This is a genomic window from Planobispora longispora (assembly GCF_016863135.1).
GTDB lineage: Bacteria > Actinomycetota > Actinomycetes > Streptosporangiales > Streptosporangiaceae > Planobispora > Planobispora longispora.
The window spans coordinates 86,624-106,090 of the sequence record NZ_BOOH01000056.1 but is presented as its reverse complement, the minus strand read 5'-3'; the positions used below and the strand labels follow the sequence as shown (position 1 = coordinate 106,090).

Genomic DNA, 19,467 nt, shown 5'->3' with positions numbered 1-19,467 from the left:
GGGAGGTCGCGGGATGCGTCATGCGCCGCTCCTGGCGGAGGCGTCGGTGACGGGGGTGCGCAGCAGGCCCAGCCGTTCGATCTCGACCTCGACCACGTCGCCGGGGACCAGCAGTTTCGCCGGCGTGCGGACGTAGCCGACGCCCTCGGGGGTGCCGGTGGCGATGACGTCGCCGGGGTGGAGCGTCATCGTGGCGCTGATCCGGGCCAGCAGCTCCGGCACGGTGAAAATCATGTCTCGGGTGTCGCCGTCCTGCATGACCTCGCCGTTGACCCGCGTGACCAGGCGCAGCCCGTCGGTGAGGCGACCGACCTCGTCGGCGGTGACGATGGGGCCGATCGGCCCGCTGAAGTCGGCGTTCTTGCCCAGCGTCCACTGGGCGGTGAGCTTCTGGGCGGTGCGGGCGGTGATGTCGTTGAAGGCGGCGTAGCCGAGGATTCCGGCCTCGGCGGCGCTCTCGTCCACATCGGTGAGCCGGGCGCCGACGACCGCGGCGACCTCGCCCTCCCAGTCCAGGCCCGGCTCATTGGCCGGCACCGGGACCGGCGTGCCGGTCACCGAGAGCGAGGCGGTCCACCTGCCGAACACGGTCGGATGCTCCGGCGGCTGGAAGCCGCCCTCGGCGGCGTGCGCCCGGTAGTTGAGCCCGATGCACAGCACCCGGGCCGACGGCGGCACGGGCGGTGCGAGCTCCACCTCCGCGAGCGGCACCGCGTCCCGCCCCGCCGCCGTCGTCCCCCGGGCGGCCGCACGGGCCTCGTCCAGCCAGTACGGCAGGTCCGCGTAGAAGTCGGTGACCTCCGCCAGGGGTGCGACGACGCCGCCCACTGCGCCGCCCGCCATGCCGTCCGCCACGACGCCGACGGTGATCCGCCGCCTGCCGCGGTCCCCGCCTCCGGTCACCATGCCGATGAGCCTCACCGCGCGTCTCCTTCCGCGACCGGCCGGGTGTCCTCCGCGACCAGCCTGATGTCGAACTCGGCCTCCAGGAACGGGCCCCCGACGGCGAAGCGGGCGGCCTTGCCGGGGTCGGCGCACGGCTGGAAGGGCGCGACGAGCGCGTCCTTGACCGCGAAGGCGGCGTCGGATCCGAGGTAGGGGTCGCCGGCGACGAACAGGTGCGTGGTGAGCGGCCGGTGCCCGGCCGCTTCGACCCGCAGGTGGATGTGGGCGGGCCGCATGGGGTGGCGGCCCAGCGCCCGCAGCAGCTCGCCGACCGGCCCGTCGGTGGGCACCGGGTAGCTGCTCGGCCTGACCGTGCGGAACCAGTAGGAGCCGTCGTCGCCCGTGGTCAGCAGGGCCCGCAGGTTGCCCTCCGGCTGCTCGTCGTCCTGGCTGTCGTACAGGCCGGCGTCGTTGGCCTGCCAGATGTCGAGCACGGCGCCCGGGACGGGACGTCCGTCGCAGTCGGTGATCCGCCCGTGCACGACGGCGGCCTCGCCCCGCTCGCGTTCGGGCCCCTCGGCGATCCACGCGCCCATCGGGCGGGGCGGCGCGGGAGAGTGGAAGGGCCCCTCGACCGAGCTGGGGGTCATGGTCGGCGGGCCGACGTGGTTGACCTCGTCGACGGCCGAGGTCAGCCCGAGCATGTCGGCGAGCAGGATGAACTCGTTGCGCCTGTCGGTGCAGGCGTGCCCGGTGCGGACCAGGAAGTCCATGGCGCGCAGCCACTCGGCCTCCGTGGGCCGGGCCTCGCGCACGAAGGCGTGCAGGTGCGTGACGATGCCGGCGATCAGCTCGCGGAGCCGCTCGTCCCCGCCGCGGAGGGAGTCGAGCACCTGGGCCGGCAGCGCGTCGGGCCGGGCGGCCCCGGGCTGGTCGTGCGCGGATCCGGTGGTGACCGGTTTCATGGGGCGGTGGCTCCTCGTCGGGGATTCCGGGGAAGGTCTCGGAGGCATAGGGGTCTCAGGGCTGTCGGGGGCTTGCAGGTACGGGGATCTCGGAGGTGTCAGGGGCATGGGGGTACGGGATCTCGGAGGTGTCAGGGGCGTGGAGGTACGGGGTTCGGGGACTCGGAGGTGTCAGGGGACGGGGTCTCTGGGATCCGGGGAGTCTCGGGAGTGTCGCCCGGGGCGGCGGGAGCAGGCCGGGTGAGGCGGAGGACGAACTCCAGCGCCTCGCGGAAGAGGGTCTCCTGCTCCTGCAGCCCGGTCCACAGGTGGTCGGCGCCCTCGACGAGCCGCAGGCTCACCCGGCATCCGGCGGCCCGGAGCGCCCGCGCCAGCTGCTCGCTCTGCGCGCAGGGGACGGACCGATCGGCCGTGCCGTGCGCCAGGAGGAAGGGCGGCGCGTCCGCCGAGACGTAGGTGACCGGGCTGGCGGCCGCGGCCAGGTCCGGCGCCTGCGGCACCGGCGCCCCGATCAGCAGCGACTCCCGGGAGTCGGGGGCGTCGGCGGCGGTCACCGCGTCCGGGCGGGACTGGCGCTGCATGGTGCGCAGGTCGGCGGGGCCGTACCAGTCGACGACCCCCGCGACCGTCGCGGCCGGTCCCGGGGCTCCCACCTCGCCCTCGAGCTCAGGCCGGCCGGCGGTCAGGCCGAGCAGGGCGGCGAGGTGACCGCCCGCCGACTCGCCCCACAGGACGACCCGGTCGGCGTCGAGCCCGAGTCCGGCGCCGTACGAGCGCAGCCAGCGCAGCGCGGCCTTGCCGTCGTGCAGCTGGGCCGGGAAGACGGCCTCGCCGCTGAGCCGGTAGTCGATCGAGGCGACCGCGAGGCCTGCCCGGACGAGCAGGTCGAACGGGCTCTCCCGCCAGGAGTCGAAGGCGGGCCCGAAGCGGCCGCGGCTTCCGGTCCGCCACCCGCCGCCGTGCAGGAAGAGCACGACGGGGACGGGCCGGTGCGCCTCGGCGGCGGGCAGGTGGAGGTCCAGCAGGAGCGGGCGGAACCCGCTCGGCGCCGCGTATTCGACCCCGCGCAGCAGCCGGGCGCCGCCCGGGGAGCGCTCCGGGGCCGGGAACCCGGCGGGAGGCGGACCCGGGAACGAACCGGAGGACAGGTCCGGGGACCGGGCGGGAGGCGGGTCCGGGAGCCGTCCGGTCGGCTCGGCCACCTCAGCGGTCCAGCCGCAGGTCGAAGCGGAACTCGTTGCGGAAGGCCCGCCCGGCCGCGGTCAGCCGCTCCGGGGAGGGCGCGTACGGCGGGTCCGGCAGCGCGAAGGAGTCCGTGCGCGTCCCGGCGGCGGCGAAGAACCGCTCGAAACCACCGGTGCAGACCCCGAGGATCCTGGTGTCGTCGGCCTCCACCCGGAACGTGTGCGGCAGCCCGGCCGGGACGTACCCGAAGTCGCCCGGCTCCAGCAGCCGCTCCAGCCGCTCACCGCCGGCGTCCTGGATCCACACCCGCGCGCGGCCGCCGAGCACGAAGAAGATCTCGTGGACGTCGGCGTGCGCGTGCGTGGGGATCGCCTCGCCCCTGGGGGCCGCCAGTGTGAAGACTCCGAACTGCCCCTCGGTCTCGTCCTTGCTGAGCAGGACGGTGACCAGCGAGTCGAAGAGGTGCGCCCGCTCGCCCTCTCCCGACTCCAGGAAGAACGGTACGGGCCTGCCCGGGAGGGAGAAGCCCTCCGCGCCGGGCTGCGCGAACTGCGCGGTCATCGGCCTTCCTCGCAATCGGGTCGGTCGTCCACGTGACTCGTCCGGGTGACGCGTCCGTGTGACGGGCGTCACGCCCGCCGACCGGCAAAACTAGGACGGCCGCACCGGTGGCACCAGCCGGAATTCCATTGAATGGCACGCGTTCACGATGTCCCGGCCCGCCCTTCCGAGCGTGTCCGCAGGCGCGTCGCCTCCGACCGTCCTTTCCCGGACCTGGATTCCCGGGCGTCGGCTCCGATCGTCCTTTTCCGGGCGCGTCGTGAGGCACACTGCACGGGTGACGAACGCTTCCGGCACCTCCCGCGCGCCCCGGGGCCGCCGGCCGGCACAGGGCGAGCCCGTGATCGACCGGGCCTTCGCCCTGCTCACCGCCTTCACCGCCACCCGCCGCGCCATGACCCTGGCCGAGCTCAGCCGGGCCAGCGGCACCCCGGCGAGCACGACTCTGCGGCTGGCCCGGCGCCTGCTGCAGCTGGGCGCGCTGGAGCGCGACGCCGACGGCCGGTACGTGATCGGACTGCGGCTGTGGGAGCTGGCCTCTCTCGCTCCGCGCGGACACGGGCTGCGCGAGGTGGCGCTGCCGTACATGGAGGACCTCTACGAGGCGACCCATCAGCACGTCCTGCTCGCCGTGCGGGACGGCGCGGACGCGCTGCTCGTCGAGCGGCTGTCGGCCCGGGACGCCGTCAACGTGCTCTACCGCGTCGGCGGGCGGCTGCCCCTGCATTCCACCGGCGTCGGCCTGGTGCTGCTGGCCCACGCGGAGGCGCGGCTCCAGGACGAGGTCCTGGCCCGGCCGCTGGTGCACGAGCCCGAAGGCGTCCCCGTCTCCCCCGCGGCCCTGCGGCGGACTCTCGCAGAGGTGCGCAGGACGGGGCTGGCGGTCGTCGAGCGTTCGAAGCCGGGCCCGGTGGTCGCCGTGGCCGCGCCGGTGCGGGGCGGGGACGACCGCGTCGTGGCGGCGCTGTCGGTCGTCGTGCCGGCCGGCGGCGCCGAGGCCCGGGTGCTGTCCCCCGCGCTGCGCGCCACGGCCCGGGCGCTGTCCCGGAGCCTGGGCTCCCCGCGTTCCGCCGCGGCCCCCGGCGGCCCGTCACCCGCCCGCCCGTAGCCGGAGACCGGGCACCGGGCACCGGCGGAACGGGATCACCGGGTCCAGGGGAAGCGCGGCGGCCGGCGTTCGAGGAAGGCGGAGACGCCCTCGGCGAGCTCGGCGGCCGACTCCTTCTGCCACTGCCGGAAGCGGGCCTCGTCGGCGTGGCCGTCCACGATCTCCTTGCTGGCGGTCAGGGTGAGCTGGGAACGCGAGGCCATCGTGCGGGCCAGGCCGTACACCCGGTCGGCCAGCGCTCCGGGCGGCAGGACCTCGTCCACCAGGCCGATGCGCAGGGCGTGGCCGGCGTCGATCTGGTCGGCGGAGTAGAGCAGCAGCTTGGCGGCCGACGGGCCCACGTGCTCGACCAGGCGGCGGGTGGAGGACCGCGGGTAGACGAGGCCGAGCCGCGCCGGGGTGATGGCGAAGCGGGCGTCGGCGGCGGCCAGGCGGAGATCGCAGGCGAGGGCGAGCTGGCAGCCGCCGCCCACGCAGAAGCCCTCGATCATCGCGATCGCCGGCTTGGGGAACCGGATGAGCGCCCGCTCGGCGGCGACGGTCACCCCGGTGTCGTCGCCGTCCTCGGCCAGCCCGGCGATCTCCGAGATGTCGGCCCCCGCGCAGAAGGTGCCGCCCGCCCCGGTGAGGACGAGCGCCCGCACGGCCGGGTCCTCGGCCAGCGGCGCCAGGATCCCGGGCAGCGCCCGCCACATGCGCGCGCTCATCGCGTTGCGCTTGTCCGGGCGGTCGATCCGCAGGGTGGCGACGTGGTCGTCGACGGAGAGGGCGAAACCATCAGCGAAGCCATCGGAGATCTGCACGGGATAGATTCTCCCGGCCCGCTTCTGCGATCATGATCCGGGCCCCGGCGGTCCCGCGCCCGAACCGGCTGATCCGGCTGATCCGGCCGATCCGGGTCCCGGCGGCCCCGCGCCCGGACCGGCGGGTCCGTGATCCACGAGGCGAGAGGTCAGGAGATTCCCGTGCCCCCATCCCCCGCCACCCGCAGGACGCGGCCGTCCCGGCCGCTCGGGCGCCTGAGCCCGGCCGAGCGGCGCCTGTGGGACGCCTACCCGACGGGCGCCTGGGTGGATCTGCGGAGCGGCGACCCGGCGGCCGACGACCCGGCGGGCGGGGCGGCCTGGGGTCCGGAGCGCACGATCCGGGCGGAGGTCCTGACCGCGCTGCTGCTCGGCGCGCGGGAGACGGAACCGGGCGCGACGCCCGGGCTGCGGCTGGCCGGGGCGCGCGTCACCGGGGATCTGGACCTGTCCGACGCCACCGTCGAGACCAAGCTCCACCTCCTCAACTGCCACCTGTCGGGGGTGATCGACCTCAGCGACGCGAACACCCGGGGGGTGCGCTTCCGCGGCTGCGATCTGGGCCGGGTCCGGGCCGCCCGCAGCACCGTCGACGGGCTGCTGGAGTTCGACGGATCCTCCCTGCGCGGCCTCCGGCTGGACAACGCCCACGTCACCGGCCAGCTCCGGCTCTCCAGGTCGCAGGTGGGCCCTCCCCGGGAGGGCGACAGGACGGGGGCGCCCATGCAGGACGTCAGGAAGCCGTACAGCGAGGCCGAACGCCGGGAACGCGGCCTGGACGACGGGCACCGGTGGGCGGTCTGGGCCGGCGGGCTGGTCGTGGACGGCGGCGCGTTCCTCCGGGGGCTGCGGGCCGCCGGCGGGCTGCGCATGGTGGGCGCGAAGTTCCACGGCGGCCTCTACCTGCAGGAGGCGTCGATCACCGCCGCGGAGCTCGCGGCCGGCGACGCCGCCGCCGGACCCTCGGCGGGCGCGTCCGCCGCGGCCGGGGTCCCGGCCGCCGGGGTGTACGCCGTCTACGCCGACTTCCTGGAGGCCTCCGCGGCCGAGTTCAGCGCCGGGTTCACCGCGGCGGGCACCGTACGGCTGCGCGGGGCGCGGATCAACGGCGTGCTCTCGTTCGACAAGGCGGCGCTGAAGGCGTCCGACCGGTCCCTGCACCTGAGCCACATGCAGGTGGACGAGCTGATCCTGCGGCCGTCGGAGGTGGAGGGCGAGGTCAACCTCAGTTACTCGCGGATCGGCGTGCTGATGGACCGGCTCTCGTCGTATCCCGACCACGTGCACCTGAACGGGCTGACCTATGAGGCGCTGCGCGGATCGTGGAGCGTCGCCCAGCGGCTGTCGTGGCTCTGCCGGGACCCGGGCGGCTACCGGCCGCAGCCGTACGAGCAGCTGGCGACCTGGTACCGGCGGATCGGCCACGAGCCGGACGCCCGCCGGGTGCTGCTGGCCAAGCAGCGCGAGCGCCGCGGCACGCTCAGGTCCACCGGCCGGTTCTGGGGACGCCTGCTGGACCTCGCCGTCGGGTACGGCTACCGGCCCTGGCTGGCCGGTCTCTGGGCGGTGGTGCTGCTGGCCGCGGGGACGACGGTCTTCTCCGCCGTCCCCCCGATGAAGATCGATCCGGACGAGGTCCGGCACTTCAACGCCTTCGTCTACACGCTGGACCTGCTGGTCCCGGTGAGCGTCTTCGAGCAGCGCGGCGCCTGGGAGCCGGTCGGCTGGACCCGGTGGCTGGCCTGGACGCTGGTCGCCTCCGGCTGGATCCTGGCCACCGCGCTGATCGCCGGGGCCGCCCGGGTCCTCCGCCCCTCGAACGCTCCCTGAGCCCCGGCCCCCTTCCCGTCCTACGCCCCTCTCCCCGAACTGCATCCCCTTCCCGACCTGCGCCTTCGCCGCCCCGTACCGATCCGTGCGCGGATCGATGTAAAAAATCATTGACCTCATGTCTGCTTTGGCTTACGTTTGCCATGTTAAGTTTTCTATACATGGAGCGGATGTGTCGTACGAAGAGAAGGGCGTGTGGGTCTACCTCGTGGTGAGCCTCGGCACGTACGCGGCCTACCTCGCGGTCATCCTCGGGCGGGCGGGCGGCGGACCCCTCACCGAGGTCGCCTACGTGCCGCCGATGTTGTGGAGCATCGGCGTCGCCGTCGTCGCGGCGATCGTCGGCCGCATCGGCGTCGCCGTCGCCACGGCGATCGCCGGCCGCATCGCCGACGAGACCGTGCGGCTCAGCGAGAACTACCGGAGCGACCCCCGGGACAAGGACATCAACCGGTTCGGCGAGTACGTCGGCGGCGGCGTCTTCGCCGTCGCCATGCTGGTGCCGTTCGCGCTGGCCGTCGTGGAGGCCGACCACTTCTGGATCGCCAACGCGATGTACGCGTCGTTCGTCCTGACGGCGCTCGTCAGCTCCTGCGCGAAGCTCGTCGCCTACCGCCGGGGCCTGTAGCCATGGGAAAGCCCACGAAGATCACCAATTCGATCCGCGCGCTGCGGTTCGCGCACGGCGAGATGACGCAGGCGGAACTCGCCGAGCGGATCGGCGTGACCCGGCAGACCGTCATCGCCATCGAGCACGGGCGCTACTCGCCCTCCCTGGAGATGGCCTTCCAGATCGCGCGGGTGTTCGGCGTCCCGCTCGACGACGTCTTCCAGTACCCCGCCACCGAGAACTGACCGGCGCCACCGAGAACCGACCACCGCACCGCACGCGGGGCGACCGCCTCGCGGGCTCCGCCCGGCATGCCCGGGAACCCGGACGGGAAGGCACATCATGTCCCACACGACCAGCAGCCGCACGACGACGATGCGGGCGATCATCCAGGACCGGTACGGAGCACCGGAGGACGTCTTCCGGCTCCAGGAGGTCGCCAGGCCCGTCCCCGGAGACGGGGAGGTGCTCGTACGGGTCCACGCGGTCCCCGTCACGGGAAGCGACTGGCACCTCTTCCGGGGCCTGCCGTACGCCGCACGCCCCATCACGGGGATGCGCAGGCCGAAGAACCGTGTACCGGGTCTCGAACTGGCCGGGACGGTCGAGGCGGTCGGCAAGGAGGTGCGGGGGTTACGACCGGGCGACGAGGTGTTCGGCTGGTACGGCGGGACCCTCGCCGAGTACGTCGCGGTGCCCCAGGACCAGCTCGCGCCCAAGCCGGCCAATCTCACGCTCGTGGAGGCCGCCGCGGGACCCATCGCGGCGTTCACCGCGCTGCAGGCCCTGCGCGACCGGGCGCGGATCCGGCCCGGACAGAAGGTGCTGATCTCCGGGGCCTCGGGCGGCGTCGGCATCTACGCCGTGCAGCTCGCCAAGGCCTACGGCGCGGAGGTCACCGGCGTGTGCAGCACGGCCAAGACGGACCTGGTCCGCTCGATCGGCGCCGACCACGTCATCGACTACACCCGGGAGGACTTCACCGACGGCCGGGTCCGCTACGACGTGTTCGTCGACGTCTACGGGAACCCGTCGTTGCCCGCCTGCAGGCGGGCCCTCAAGCCCGGAGGAATCCTCGTGTTCGTCGGCGGTACGGGCGGCCGGTGGTTCATGGGCACCGACCGCTGGCTGCGCGGGCTGCTGGCGGCCCCGTTCCTGCGCCTGAAGGCGCGGGTGCTCGTGCACAAGGACAGCCGGGAGGACCTGATGATCCTCAAGGATCTCATCGAAGCCGGCAAGGTCACCCCGGTGGTCGACCGGACGTACCCGCTGACCGAGGTCGCCGAGGCCGTCCAGTACGTGCGGGAGGGCCGCAGCCGGGGCCAGATCGTCATCGCCGTCGGCGACCCGGCGCCGGGCGACCGTCCCCTCTCTTAGCCCGCTCTCTCGATCCGCCCCCTCCTCAGGGGGTGTCCACCCGGAACCTCGGCAGGGACTCGGGATACTTCTCCCGGACGAACGTCACCATGTGCTCGCGCATGTCGCATCTGAGGTCCCAGGCGCTGGCGGAGTCGGCGGCGCTCATCAGGGCGCGCAGCTCCACCAGGCCGTTCGGCAGGACGTCGGTGACCTGGAGCGTCCAGTCCTTCTGGTCCCAGAGCGGGTGCTCGCGCAACGCGCGGTAGAGCTCGGTGCGCAGCTCCTCCACCGGGACCGACCAGTCCACCCGGAGCAGCACCGTGCCGATCACCCGGCTGCCGTGCCGGGTCCAGTTCTCGAAGGCGTTGGAGGTGAAGTAGGAGACGGGCAGGACCAGCCGCCGCTCGTCCCACAGGCGCAGGACCACGTAGGTGAGGGTCAGCTCCTCGATCCGGCCCCACTCGTCCTGCACCACGACCACGTCGTCCAGCCGGATCGCGTCGCTGAAGGCGAGCTGGAGCCCGGCCACCATGTTGCCGAGGGTGGACTGGGCGGCGATGCCGGCCACCACGCCGGCGATGCCGGCGGAGGCGAGCAGGCCGGCGCCGAGCGCCCGCACCTGGGGGAAGCTGAAGAGCATCGCGCCGAGCGCCACCACGACGATCACCGCCGTGGCGACCCGGCGGACCAGCGCGATCTGGGTGCGGATGCGGCGGGCCCGCCGGTTGCGCTCGCCCTCGACGGCGTGCAGCCGCTCCAGGACGACGTCGGTGACGGCGTAGGCCGACTGGATCACCAGCCAGGCGACGGCGGCGATCATCGCCAGGGTGCTGGCCCGCTGGATCGCGGTGTCCGCCGACTGGGCCATTCCGGGTTCGTAGAGCGTGTACACGGTCGCCACGACCGCCGTGGCGAACGCCGGCCAGGTGCAGCGCCGCACCAGCGGACCGGCGAGGACCCACCTCTCGCCGATCAGCCGGGAGCGCAGTGCCCGCCGCACCACCTCCACGGCCGCCACGGCGGCCAGCACGGAAACCAACATGATGATCCAGTCGGACACCGGCAGCGCCCCTCCCGTCGGCTTTACCGACGGGTGGGTGCCCCTATGCGTGTCACATATTCAGAAAGACTCGTCGAATGTGACATTCCCCTCAACAGCTACTTGATAGGCGGAAACGCGACGCTCGAAGAAGTTCGCCAGTTCCTGCACGTCCTGGAGCTCCATGAAGGCGAACGGGTTGGCGGTGCCGTACCGGACGGGCATGCCCAGGCGGACCAGGCGCTGGTCGGCCACGTACTCCAGGTACTGCCGCATCTGCCCGGCGCTCATCCCGGCCAGGCCGTCGCCGCACAGGTCGGCGGCGAAGGCCAGCTCGGCCGCGACCGCCTCCTCCAGCATCCGCGTCACCTGCGCGCCGAGCTCGTCGTCGAACAGGTCGGGCTCCTCCGCGCGCACGGTGTCCACCACGCTGAAGGCGAACTCCATGTGCATGGACTCGTCGCGGAACACCCAGTTCGTTCCCGTGGCCAGGCCGCCGAGCAGGCCGCGGGAGCGGAACCAGTAGACGTAGGCGAAGGCGCCGTAGAAGAACAGGCCCTCGATGCAGGCGGCGAAGCAGATCAGGTTGAGCAGGAACGCCCGCCGGTCGTCCCTCGACTCCAGCCGCCGCAGCCCGCCGAGCGAGTCGATCCAGCGGAAGCAGAACTCGGCCTTGTCGCGGATGGAGGGGATGTGCTCGACCGCGGCGAACGCCTTGACGCGCTCGTCGTGGTCGGGCAGGTAGGTGTCCAGCAGGGTCAGGTAGAACTGGACGTGCACGGCCTCCTCGAACAGCTGCCTGCTGAGGTACAGCCGCGCCTCGGGCGCGTTGACGTGCTGGTAGAGGTTGAGGACCAGGTTGTTGGCCACGATCGAGTCGCCGGTCGCGAAGAAGGCGACGAGGCGGTTGATCAGGTGGCGCTCCTCCGGCGTCATCTTCGCCAGGTCGGCGAGGTCGGAGTGGAGGTCCACCTCCTCCACCGTCCAGGTGTTGCGGATGGCGGCCCGGTACCGCTCGTAGAAGTCCGGGTAGCGCATGGGCCGCAGGGTCAGGTCCATGCCGGGGTCGAGCAACATCAGGGAGTGCCTCTCGGGGGTCGGTCGTCCTACGGGATGATCGTGTCGCCGGACGCCTACTGGCAGGCGTCGCAGTACTCGGGGTTCTCCAGCGAGCACGCGACGGCGTCGGGGTCCGCGACAGGTGCGGGAGCGGGCACGGCGGCGGCCGGCTGGGCCACGGTGGTCTGGGCGATCCTCGTCGCGGGACGCGAGCGCAGGTAGTAGGTGGTCTTCAGGCCGGACTTCCAGGCGTAGGCGTACATCGAGGAGAGCTTGCCGATGGTCGGCGTGGCCATGAAGAGGTTCAGCGACTGCGACTGGTCGATGTACGGCGTGCGCCCGGCGGCCAGGTCGATCAGCGCCTTCTGCGGCAGCTCCCACGCGGTCCGGTAGAGGACCTTCAGGTCGGCCGGGATCTCGGGGATGTCCTGGACCGAGCCGTCCGCCCGCTTGATCGCGTCGCGGATCACCGGGGTCCACAGTCCGCGCTCCTGGAGGTCGCGGACGAGGTAGCGATTGACCTGGAGGAACTCGCCCGACAGGGTCTCGCGCTTGAAGACGTTGGAGACCTGGGGCTCGATGCACTCGTAGCAGCCCGCGATGGACGCGATCGTGGCGGTCGGCGCGATGGCGACCATCAGCGAGTTGCGCAGACCGGTCTGGGCGATCTTCTCGCGGAGCGCGGCCCACCGCGGGGAGGTCGCGGCGCCGTAGTGGTCGGGGTGGAGCACGCCCGCGGCGGCCCGCGTGTCGTCGTAGGAGGGGTGGCGGCCCCGCTCGGCGGCCAGGTCTGCCGAGGTGTCGTAGGCGGCCAGCGCGATCTCCTCGGCGACGCGGGTGGACAGCTCCAGCGCCTCGGGCGAGTCGAACGGCAGCCGCAGCGCGAAGAACACGTCCGCCAGGCCCATCACGCCCAGCCCGATCGGCCGCCACCGCCGGTTGGCGGCCTCGGCCTCGGGGGTCGGGTAGAAGCCGAGGTCGATGGTGCGGTCCAGGAAGCGGACGGCGGTGCGGACGGTACGGCGCAGCCGCTCCCAGTCCAGGCCGTCCCCGCCGCCGAGGTGGGCGGCGAGGTTGACGGAGCCGAGGTTGCACACGGCGGTCTCGGCGTCGCTGGTGACCTCCAGGATCTCCGTGCAGAGGTTGGACAGGTGGATGACGTTCTCGGGGCGGGCGGTCTGGTTGGAGGTCCGGTTGGCCGCGTCCTTGAAGGTCATCCAGCCGTTGCCGGTCTGGGCGAGGGTGCGCATCATCCGGCCGTAGAGAGCCCGGGCCGGGACCTGCCGGACGGCCGCGCCGTCGGCCTCGGCGGCCCGGTAGGCCTCGTCGAAGGCGGGGCCGTACAGGTCGGTGAGGTACGGGACCTGCTTGGGGTCGAACAGCGACCACATGGCGTCGGCCTCGACCCGGCGCATGAACTCGTCCGGGACCCAGTTGGCCAGGTTGAGGTTGTGGGTGCGGCGGGCGTCCTCTCCGGTGTTGTCGCGCAGTTCCAGGAACTCCTCGATGTCGGCGTGCCAGGTCTCCAGGTAGACGCAGGCCGCGCCCTTGCGGCGGCCGCCCTGGTTGACCGCGGCGACGCTGGAGTCCAGGGTGCGCAGCCACGGCACGATGCCGTTGGAGTGGCCGTTGGTGCCGCGGATCAGCGAGCCCCGGGAGCGCACGCGGGTCCAGGAGACGCCGATCCCCCCGGCGTACTTCGACAACCGCGCGACCTGGCCGTACCGCTCGTAGATCGCCTCCAGCTCGTCGCGCGGCGAGTCGAGCAGGAAGCACGACGACAGCTGCGGGCGGCGGGCGCCGGAGTTGAACAGGGTCGGCGAGCTGGGCAGGTAGGACAGGCTCGCCATGAGGCCGTACAGCTCGGCGGCCTCCGCGACGGTCTCCGACAGCCCGCAGGCCACCCGGAGGAAGAAGTGCTGCGGGCGCTCCAGGACCTTGCGGGTCTCGGGGTGGCGCAGCAGGTAGCGGTCGTAGACGGTGCGCAGGCCGAAGTACTCGAACGCGCTCTCCCCGGTGATCAGCGCGTCCAGCTCCGCGGCGTGCGCGGCGACGAAGGCGGCGAGCCGGTCGGCGACCAGCCCGGCCGCGTGGGTGGCGGCGACGGACTCCGAGAAGGTCCGCACGCCGTGCTCGGCCGCCTCGTCGGCGATCAGGCCGGCCAGCAGCCGGGCGGCGAGCCGGGAGTTCTCCGGATCGGTGATCACCCTGGCGGCGGCCTCCTCGATGGCCAGCCTGCGCTCGGCCGTTTCGGACAGAGCCGTTTCAGACAGAGTCTGTGTCACGTGCTACCCCTCGCCTTCCCCGTGCGGTACGGCTCTCGCAGGGGCGGGCAGGCGGCAGGGGCGGTCACCGGGCACGCGGGCGTGCGGGCACGCCGGGATCGCCTCGTCCGCGGGCCCTCCCTCGAGGCCCTGGACTCATCACGTCACCGGCAGGTCTTCGGACTCACGGGCGTCGCACACGTTCCTACTGGCCGTCGCTTCCCGGGTCTCCCCAGTGCTCGATTGACGGCGGTCGTTCCCGTTCACCGCTGCGGGGCAGCCCCGGATTCTCACCGGGTTCCCTCTTGCCTCGCCCCGGAGGGCGAACCAGCAACGAGGAAGGATCCTACATCTAGGGGCGCGTAGCGCAACCGACCCCACAGTTTGTGTCGGACGCGCTCAGCAATCCGAGGTCGTAGAGCACCTCGCGGGTGCGCCGGGTCTCGGTGCCGAGCCACTGGCGGAAATCGTCCCCGCTCAGGTAGACGCGGTCCCAGCCCTCCCGCGCGCACAGCGCCTGCCAGCGCGGGGAGGCGTCCAGGCGGTCGCACAGCCCCACGGCGGCGTCGTAGTCCTCGGCGCTCATCCGCCGGGGGCCGAACACGCCGCACCAGTCGCTGTACTCCAGCCGGATCTCCAGCTCCATCAGCGTGGGCGCGTCGATGCCGTCGATCCGGGCGGCGGAGGAGACCGCCAGGGGGCGCAGCCCGCCCGCGGCGATCCCGGCGGCGAAGGCGCGGGCCGGGCCCAGGAGCGCGGCCAGCCGTCCGACGTGGAGCGCCTCGACGGCGTCGCCCTCCTCCAGGTATCCGGCGTAGTCGAGCAGCCGGACGTCCACGCCGAGGCATTTGCCGATCATTCCGTAGAGGACGTGGCCGCAGCCGCCCGTCGCGCCGCCGCCGACCACGGGACCGGCCGGGTCGCGGCGGAGCACGGCGGCGAAGTCCTCGAACGAGCGCAGCGGCGAGCCGGCCGAGACCACCAGCGCCGACCAGTCGCCGACCAGGCGGGCCAGCGGGGTCACGGAGTCGGCCACGGGGAGGCTGCCGGCCATCTCCGCCCCGGCGACCAGGGGCGCCCCCGCGACCAGCAGCCTGCCCTCCCGGGCGAACGGGACGCGGGAGGCGTCGAGGGCGTCGAGGGCGGCCAGTCCCGCCTCCTGCGGCCGGTTGCCGACCTGCGCCGCGGCGGCCAGCCCGTCACCGGTCACGACCTCGGCCAGGGCCCGGGCCGTCCGATCCCATCGCTGCCCGCGCACCGCGGGCGCGACGATGGACACCCGGTCCGCGGGCGGCGCCACCGCACCGCCCGTCAGGACGCAACCGGTCGCGGAGGCCATGATCCCCGCGCTGAGCGCGAAAAACGTTCTGCGGCGCATCGGCGTTCCTCCTCAGGTCCCCGATACCTGAAGTTACACAGGCGCCACTTTCCGTTACGTGGCGGGGTGGGAGGAAACCGCCCGTCTCATTCCACCGTGACGCTCTTGGCCAGGTTGCGCGGCTTGTCGACGTCCCGCTCCAGGGCCACGGCGGCGTGGTAGGCGAACAGCTGGAGCGGGATGCCCAGCAGGATCGGGTCCAGCTCGACCTCGTTCTTGGGCACCACCAGGCAGTCGTCGGCCAGCTTGGGGTCGGCCGCCCGGTGACCGACCATGATCACCTGTCCGCCGCGCGCCCGGATCTCCCCCAGCGCGGTGAGGTTCTTGTCCAGCAGCTCGTCGTCGGGGACGATCGCCACGGTCGGCATCTCGGGGCCGATCAGCGCCAGCGGGCCGTGCTTGAGCTCGCTGGCCGGGTAGGCCTCGGCGTGCACGTAGGAGACCTCCTTGAGCTTCTGCGCGCCCTCGCGGGCCACCGGGTAGCCCCGGACCCGGCCGATGAACATCATGCTCGGCGCGGCGGCGTACTTCTGCGCGAGCTCCTTGATCTCCGGCTCCAGCGCGAGGATCTCCTTGATCTGGTCGGGCAGGCGGCGCAGCCCCTCGCAGATCCGGCGGCCGTCGGCCGGCGACAGGTCGCGCACCCGGCCCATGTGCAGGGCCAGCAGCGCGAAGGCCACGGCGGTCGAGGTGAACGCCTTGGTGCTGGCGACCGAGACCTCGGGGCCGGCGTGCAGGTAGACGCCGCCGTCGCACTCGCGGGCGATGGCGCTGCCGACGGTGTTGACGATGCCCAGCACCCGGCCGCCCTTGCGCTTGAGCTCCTGGACGGCGGCCAGCGTGTCGTAGGTCTCGCCCGACTGGCTGATCGCCACGTACAGGGTGTCGTGCTCCACGACCGGGTTGCGGTAGCGGAACTCGCTGGCCGGCTCGGCGTCGGCCGGGACGCGGGCCAGCTCCTCGATGAGCTGCGCGCCGATCTGGCCGGAGTAGTAGGCCGAGCCGCAGCCGATGATCTTCACGCGGCGGAAGGACCTGATCTCCCGGGCGTCCATGTTGAGGCCGCCCAGGTGGGCGACGTTGAAGCGCTCGTCGAGGCGGCCGCGCAGGGTGCGGGCGACGGTCTCGGACTGTTCGGAGATCTCCTTGAGCAGGTAGTGCTCGTAGCCGCCGGTGTCGTAGTTCGCGGTCTCCCAGTCGACGGTCAGCGGCTCCTTGGCGGTCTCCCGGGCGTCGCTGGCGAAGGTGTGGAAGCCGTCGGCCTTCAGCACCGCCAGCTCGCCGTCCTCCAGGTGCACCACCTGGCGGGTGTAGCGGACCAGCGCGGCCACGTCGGAGGCGGCGAACATCTCCTTCTCGCCGATGCCCAGCACGATCGGGCTGCCGTTGCGGGCCACGACCACCTCGCCGGGGCGCTCGGAGTCGAGCACCGCGATGCCGTAGGTGCCGACGACCCGCTTGAGCGCGGTCCGCACGGCCTCCTCCAGCGAGTCGGCCTCCTTGACGGTCCGGGCGATCAGGTGGGCCAGCACCTCGGTGTCGGTCTCGGACAGGAAGACCGCGCCGTCGGCCTCCAGCTTGGCGCGCAGCTCGTCGGCGTTCTCGATGACACCGTTGTGCACGACCGCGATGCGCTCGTCGTTGGACAGGTGCGGGTGGGCGTTCTCGTCACTGGGCACGCCGTGGGTGGCCCAGCGGGTGTGGCCGATGCCGACGGTCCCCTTGAACCGCGCCGGTACGGCCGCCGCCAGGTCGGCGACCCGGCCCTTGACCTTGCGCATCTTCAGGCCCTTGTTGGCCACCACCACGCCGGCCGAGTCATATCCCCGGTACTCCAGGCGCTGCAGGCCTTCCAGCAGGATCGGCGCCGCGTCCTTCGACCCGATGTAGGCCACGATTCCACACATTCGGCTCTTCCTTCCCGATCAGGGGCGTACCCACTACCAACTTGTCGGTATATGTCGGCTTGCGATTTTTGTCCGGTCACCCGTAGACGATCCTGCGCAGCTGGCGCAGGGAGAGCTCGGGCGCCGCGACACGGCGGGAGGGCAGCTCGGCGGCGATCCGGCGGAAGATCTCGTCGTTGACCAGCCCTCTGCCCTTGAGCTCGGCGTGACGCCTCCGGACGAACTCCTCGACGGGCTCGGAGAAGTACGCCAGCACGTCCGCCACCACCCGCGCCGCCTCCCCCGGCCCGAGCGAGCTCGTCCTGGTGAGGTGAACGATCAGGTCTTCGTGCGGATGCCATGTCGCGGACACAGAGCAGGACCATATGCAGGGGCGGAGCGATTCACCAAGTTTCCTGCCCGATTTCGGGCAGAAATCAATCGTTCCCTTCCTCTCCCTGTCACTTCCATGACTCTAGGTAGCATTTTGCTACAGAGGGTAGTCATCGGAGTGGGAGGAGTGATTTATGCGATATCTGTCAGGTACCGCGGCGCTTGTCGTTCTCGCCTTGATGATCCCCACCGCCCCCGGGGCCGCCGGCGTCCGGCGGGACGGCTCCGGCGGCAGGCAGGAGGCGTTCGCCCAGGCCGCCCGGGACTACGGAGTGCCGGAGAGCGTGCTGCTCGCGGTCTCCTACCTGGAGTCGCGCTGGGACCGCAACGGCGGGCTGCCCAGCGTCTCCGGCGGCTACGGGCCCATGCACCTGGTCGACGCGGGCCTGGTCGGGACGCGCCCGGCCGCCCCCGGAGAGCGCCGCGAGGGCGCGGCCGCCGGATCCGGTGACCGGCACGGCCATCACCACGGCGGCCATCACGGAGACGGGGAGGACCCGCGCGGCGACGAGACACGGCCGCTGGCCCGGCCGGCGGCCGTTCCCGCGCCCGCCGCCGCCCCGCCGGAGGACACCCTGCGGCTGGCGTCCCGGCTGACCGGGATCTCCCCCGAGCGGCTGCGCGACGATCCGTCCGCCAACATCCGGGGCGGCGCCGCGCTCCTGGCCGACTACCGGCGGCGGACGGGCGGGGAGCCCGGCGGAGCCCCGGCCGACTGGTACGGCGCGGTGGCCCGCTACTCCGGCTCGGACGACGCCGGGGCGGCGGCGGCCTTCGCCGACGAGGTGTACGCGACGATCCGCACCGGAGCCGCGCGGACCACCGACGACGGCGAACCGGTGGCCCTGCCCCCGGACCCGTCGGCGGTCCCGCCCGCCCCCCTGACCGCGGACCTGTCCGGACGGCTGGGCCTGCGCCGGACCGCCGCGACGCCCGGACCCGACTGCCCGCCCTCCGTCTCCTGCTCCTGGCTGCCCGCTCCCTACAAGCGCCTGGGCAAGAAGGGCCGGTACGGCAACCACGACCGGTACCCGGGGAGCAGGAAGATCGACTACATCGTCATCCACGACGGCGAGGGCGGTTACCGGTCCATGGTCAACGCGGTGCGCAACCCGCGCTACCTGAGCTGGCACTTCACCCTGCGCTCCGGCGACGGCCGGATCGCCCAGCACCTGCGCGCCCAGGACGTCGGCTGGCACGCGGGCAACTGGGACGTCAACTCCCGCTCCATCGGCCTGGAGCACGAGGGCTACCTGGCCAAGGGCGGCGCCTGGTACACCGAGGCGATGTACCGGGCCTCGGCCAAACTCGTCCGGCACCTCGCCGGGAAGTACCGCGTGCCGCTGGACCGGGCGCACATCGTCGGCCACGACAACGTGCCCGGGACCACCCGGGCGACGGTGCGCGGCATGCACACCGACCCCGGGCCCTACTGGGACTGGGAACGCTACTTCCAGCTGCTCGGCCGCCCGCTCTCCCGGGCCGTCCGCAAGGGCGGGCGCTCGGTGCTGATCCTGCCGCGGTACGCGGCCAACCGGCAGCGCTTCACCGGCTGCGGCGGGTCCGGCGCGTGCCCGCCGCAGGGCGCGTCCACGGTCTGGCTGCGCACCCGCCCCTCGGCCGACGCCCCCCTGGTCAAGGACGTCGGCAGGCACCCGAAGGGCCGTTCCACCCTGAGCGTGTACGACCACGCCGCACGCGCCTCGGCCGGCCAGCGCTACGCCCTCGCCGAGCGCCGGGGCGACTGGACCGCGATCTGGTATCTCGGCCAGCGGGCCTGGTTCCACGACCCCAGGGGCGCCCGCACCTCGGCGCGCGCCTCCGGCCCCCTGGTGACGCCCCGCCCCGGCCTGTCCTCGGTGAGGCTGTACGGCAGGGCCTACCCCGAGCCGTCGGCCTACCCCGCGGGGGTGAAGCGGCAGAAGCTCGCCCCGCTGCAGTACGCGTTCCGGGCCGGGCAGCGTTACAGCGTCGGCATGAGCCTGCGCGGGTCGTACCTGAGCGCCGTCACCTTCGACACGGCCAAGCACCGCGTGGTGGTGGGCGACACGGTCTACCACCAGATCCAGTTCGGGCACCGGTTCATGTTCGTCCGCGCCTCGGACGTCGTCGTGGTGCGGAGCTGACGCCCGGGGCGCGGCG

Annotated in this window: 17 protein-coding genes and 1 riboswitch; of the genes, 6 read left to right on the top strand and 11 right to left on the bottom strand. The window is 72.9% G+C overall.

What is annotated here, in order from left to right:
* Positions 1-18: 18 nt before the first annotated feature.
* The 4 genes from Plo01_RS32740 to Plo01_RS32725 form a co-directional block, all read right to left on the bottom strand.
* Positions 19-921, bottom strand: a complete 903-nt coding sequence (locus tag Plo01_RS32740) for a fumarylacetoacetate hydrolase family protein (protein WP_239317517.1) — start codon at positions 919-921, stop codon at positions 19-21.
* Positions 918-1,850 (bottom strand): dioxygenase family protein, encoded by a 933-nt coding sequence (locus tag Plo01_RS32735; protein WP_203894613.1) that lies wholly within the window; start codon positions 1,848-1,850, stop codon positions 918-920. Before Plo01_RS32735 ends, Plo01_RS32740 begins: the two co-directional genes overlap by 4 nt.
* Positions 1,851-1,981: 131 nt before the next feature.
* Positions 1,982-3,052 carry an alpha/beta hydrolase gene (locus tag Plo01_RS32730; RefSeq protein ID WP_203894612.1) on the bottom strand — a complete coding sequence of 357 codons (1,071 nt, stop codon included), beginning with the start codon at positions 3,050-3,052 and terminating at the stop codon, positions 1,982-1,984.
* A 1-nt stretch (position 3,053) separates the two neighbouring features.
* Positions 3,054-3,596, bottom strand: coding sequence for a quercetin 2,3-dioxygenase (locus Plo01_RS32725; protein ID WP_203894611.1), 543 nt, complete (start codon positions 3,594-3,596; stop codon positions 3,054-3,056).
* Positions 3,597-3,873: 277 nt separating this feature from the next.
* Between Plo01_RS32725 and Plo01_RS32720 the strand changes: the two genes are divergently transcribed.
* Positions 3,874-4,704 carry an IclR family transcriptional regulator gene (locus tag Plo01_RS32720; RefSeq protein ID WP_239317515.1) on the top strand — a complete coding sequence of 277 codons (831 nt, stop codon included), beginning with the start codon at positions 3,874-3,876 and terminating at the stop codon, positions 4,702-4,704.
* 35 nt (positions 4,705-4,739) lie between these two features.
* On the opposite strand, the gene Plo01_RS32715 is transcribed toward Plo01_RS32720, so the two are convergent.
* Entirely contained in the window at positions 4,740-5,507 is a 768-nt protein-coding gene (locus Plo01_RS32715) for an enoyl-CoA hydratase/isomerase family protein (protein WP_239317512.1), read from the bottom strand.
* Between the two features lie 162 nt (positions 5,508-5,669).
* On the opposite strand from Plo01_RS32715, the gene Plo01_RS32710 reads away from it, so the two are divergent.
* From Plo01_RS32710 to Plo01_RS32695, 4 genes are all read left to right on the top strand, one after another.
* Positions 5,670-7,337 carry a pentapeptide repeat-containing protein gene (locus tag Plo01_RS32710; RefSeq protein WP_239317509.1) on the top strand — a complete coding sequence of 556 codons (1,668 nt, stop codon included), beginning with the start codon at positions 5,670-5,672 and terminating at the stop codon, positions 7,335-7,337.
* Positions 7,338-7,509: 172 nt separating this feature from the next.
* Positions 7,510-7,965, top strand: a complete 456-nt coding sequence (locus tag Plo01_RS32705; RefSeq protein ID WP_203894609.1) for a hypothetical protein — start codon at positions 7,510-7,512, stop codon at positions 7,963-7,965.
* 2 nt (positions 7,966-7,967) lie between these two features.
* On the top strand, positions 7,968-8,192 hold the full coding sequence (locus tag Plo01_RS32700) for a helix-turn-helix transcriptional regulator (RefSeq protein WP_203894608.1): 225 nt from the start codon (positions 7,968-7,970) through the stop codon (positions 8,190-8,192).
* Positions 8,193-8,289: 97 nt separating this feature from the next.
* Positions 8,290-9,324, top strand: coding sequence for an NAD(P)-dependent alcohol dehydrogenase (locus tag Plo01_RS32695; RefSeq protein WP_239317507.1), 1,035 nt, complete (start codon positions 8,290-8,292; stop codon positions 9,322-9,324).
* A gap of 25 nt (positions 9,325-9,349) precedes the next feature.
* Here the strand turns inward: Plo01_RS32695 and Plo01_RS32690 are convergent, their stop codons facing one another.
* The 6 genes from Plo01_RS32690 to Plo01_RS32665 form a co-directional block, all read right to left on the bottom strand.
* Positions 9,350-10,366, bottom strand: coding sequence for a mechanosensitive ion channel family protein (locus Plo01_RS32690; RefSeq protein WP_203894607.1), 1,017 nt, complete (start codon positions 10,364-10,366; stop codon positions 9,350-9,352).
* Positions 10,367-10,426: 60 nt separating this feature from the next.
* Entirely contained in the window at positions 10,427-11,422 is a 996-nt protein-coding gene (locus Plo01_RS32685) for a ribonucleotide-diphosphate reductase subunit beta (RefSeq protein WP_203894606.1), read from the bottom strand.
* Between the two features lie 56 nt (positions 11,423-11,478).
* Positions 11,479-13,689, bottom strand: a complete 2,211-nt coding sequence (locus Plo01_RS32680; RefSeq protein WP_203894605.1) for a ribonucleoside-diphosphate reductase subunit alpha — start codon at positions 13,687-13,689, stop codon at positions 11,479-11,481.
* A 131-nt stretch (positions 13,690-13,820) separates the two neighbouring features.
* Positions 13,821-14,015: riboswitch (cobalamin riboswitch) on the bottom strand.
* A 5-nt stretch (positions 14,016-14,020) separates the two neighbouring features.
* Positions 14,021-15,046 (bottom strand): Bug family tripartite tricarboxylate transporter substrate binding protein, encoded by a 1,026-nt coding sequence (locus Plo01_RS32675; RefSeq protein ID WP_203894604.1) that lies wholly within the window; start codon positions 15,044-15,046, stop codon positions 14,021-14,023.
* Positions 15,047-15,132: 86 nt separating this feature from the next.
* Positions 15,133-16,953, bottom strand: a complete 1,821-nt coding sequence (glmS, locus tag Plo01_RS32670) for a glutamine--fructose-6-phosphate transaminase (isomerizing) (protein ID WP_203894603.1) — start codon at positions 16,951-16,953, stop codon at positions 15,133-15,135.
* A gap of 76 nt (positions 16,954-17,029) precedes the next feature.
* Complete coding sequence (locus tag Plo01_RS32665) at positions 17,030-17,305, bottom strand: hypothetical protein (protein WP_203894602.1); 276 nt, start codon at positions 17,303-17,305, stop codon at positions 17,030-17,032.
* Between the two features lie 154 nt (positions 17,306-17,459).
* Between Plo01_RS32665 and Plo01_RS32660 the strand changes: the two genes are divergently transcribed.
* On the top strand, positions 17,460-19,451 hold the full coding sequence (locus Plo01_RS32660) for an N-acetylmuramoyl-L-alanine amidase (protein ID WP_203894601.1): 1,992 nt from the start codon (positions 17,460-17,462) through the stop codon (positions 19,449-19,451).
* Positions 19,452-19,467 lie beyond the last annotated feature (16 nt).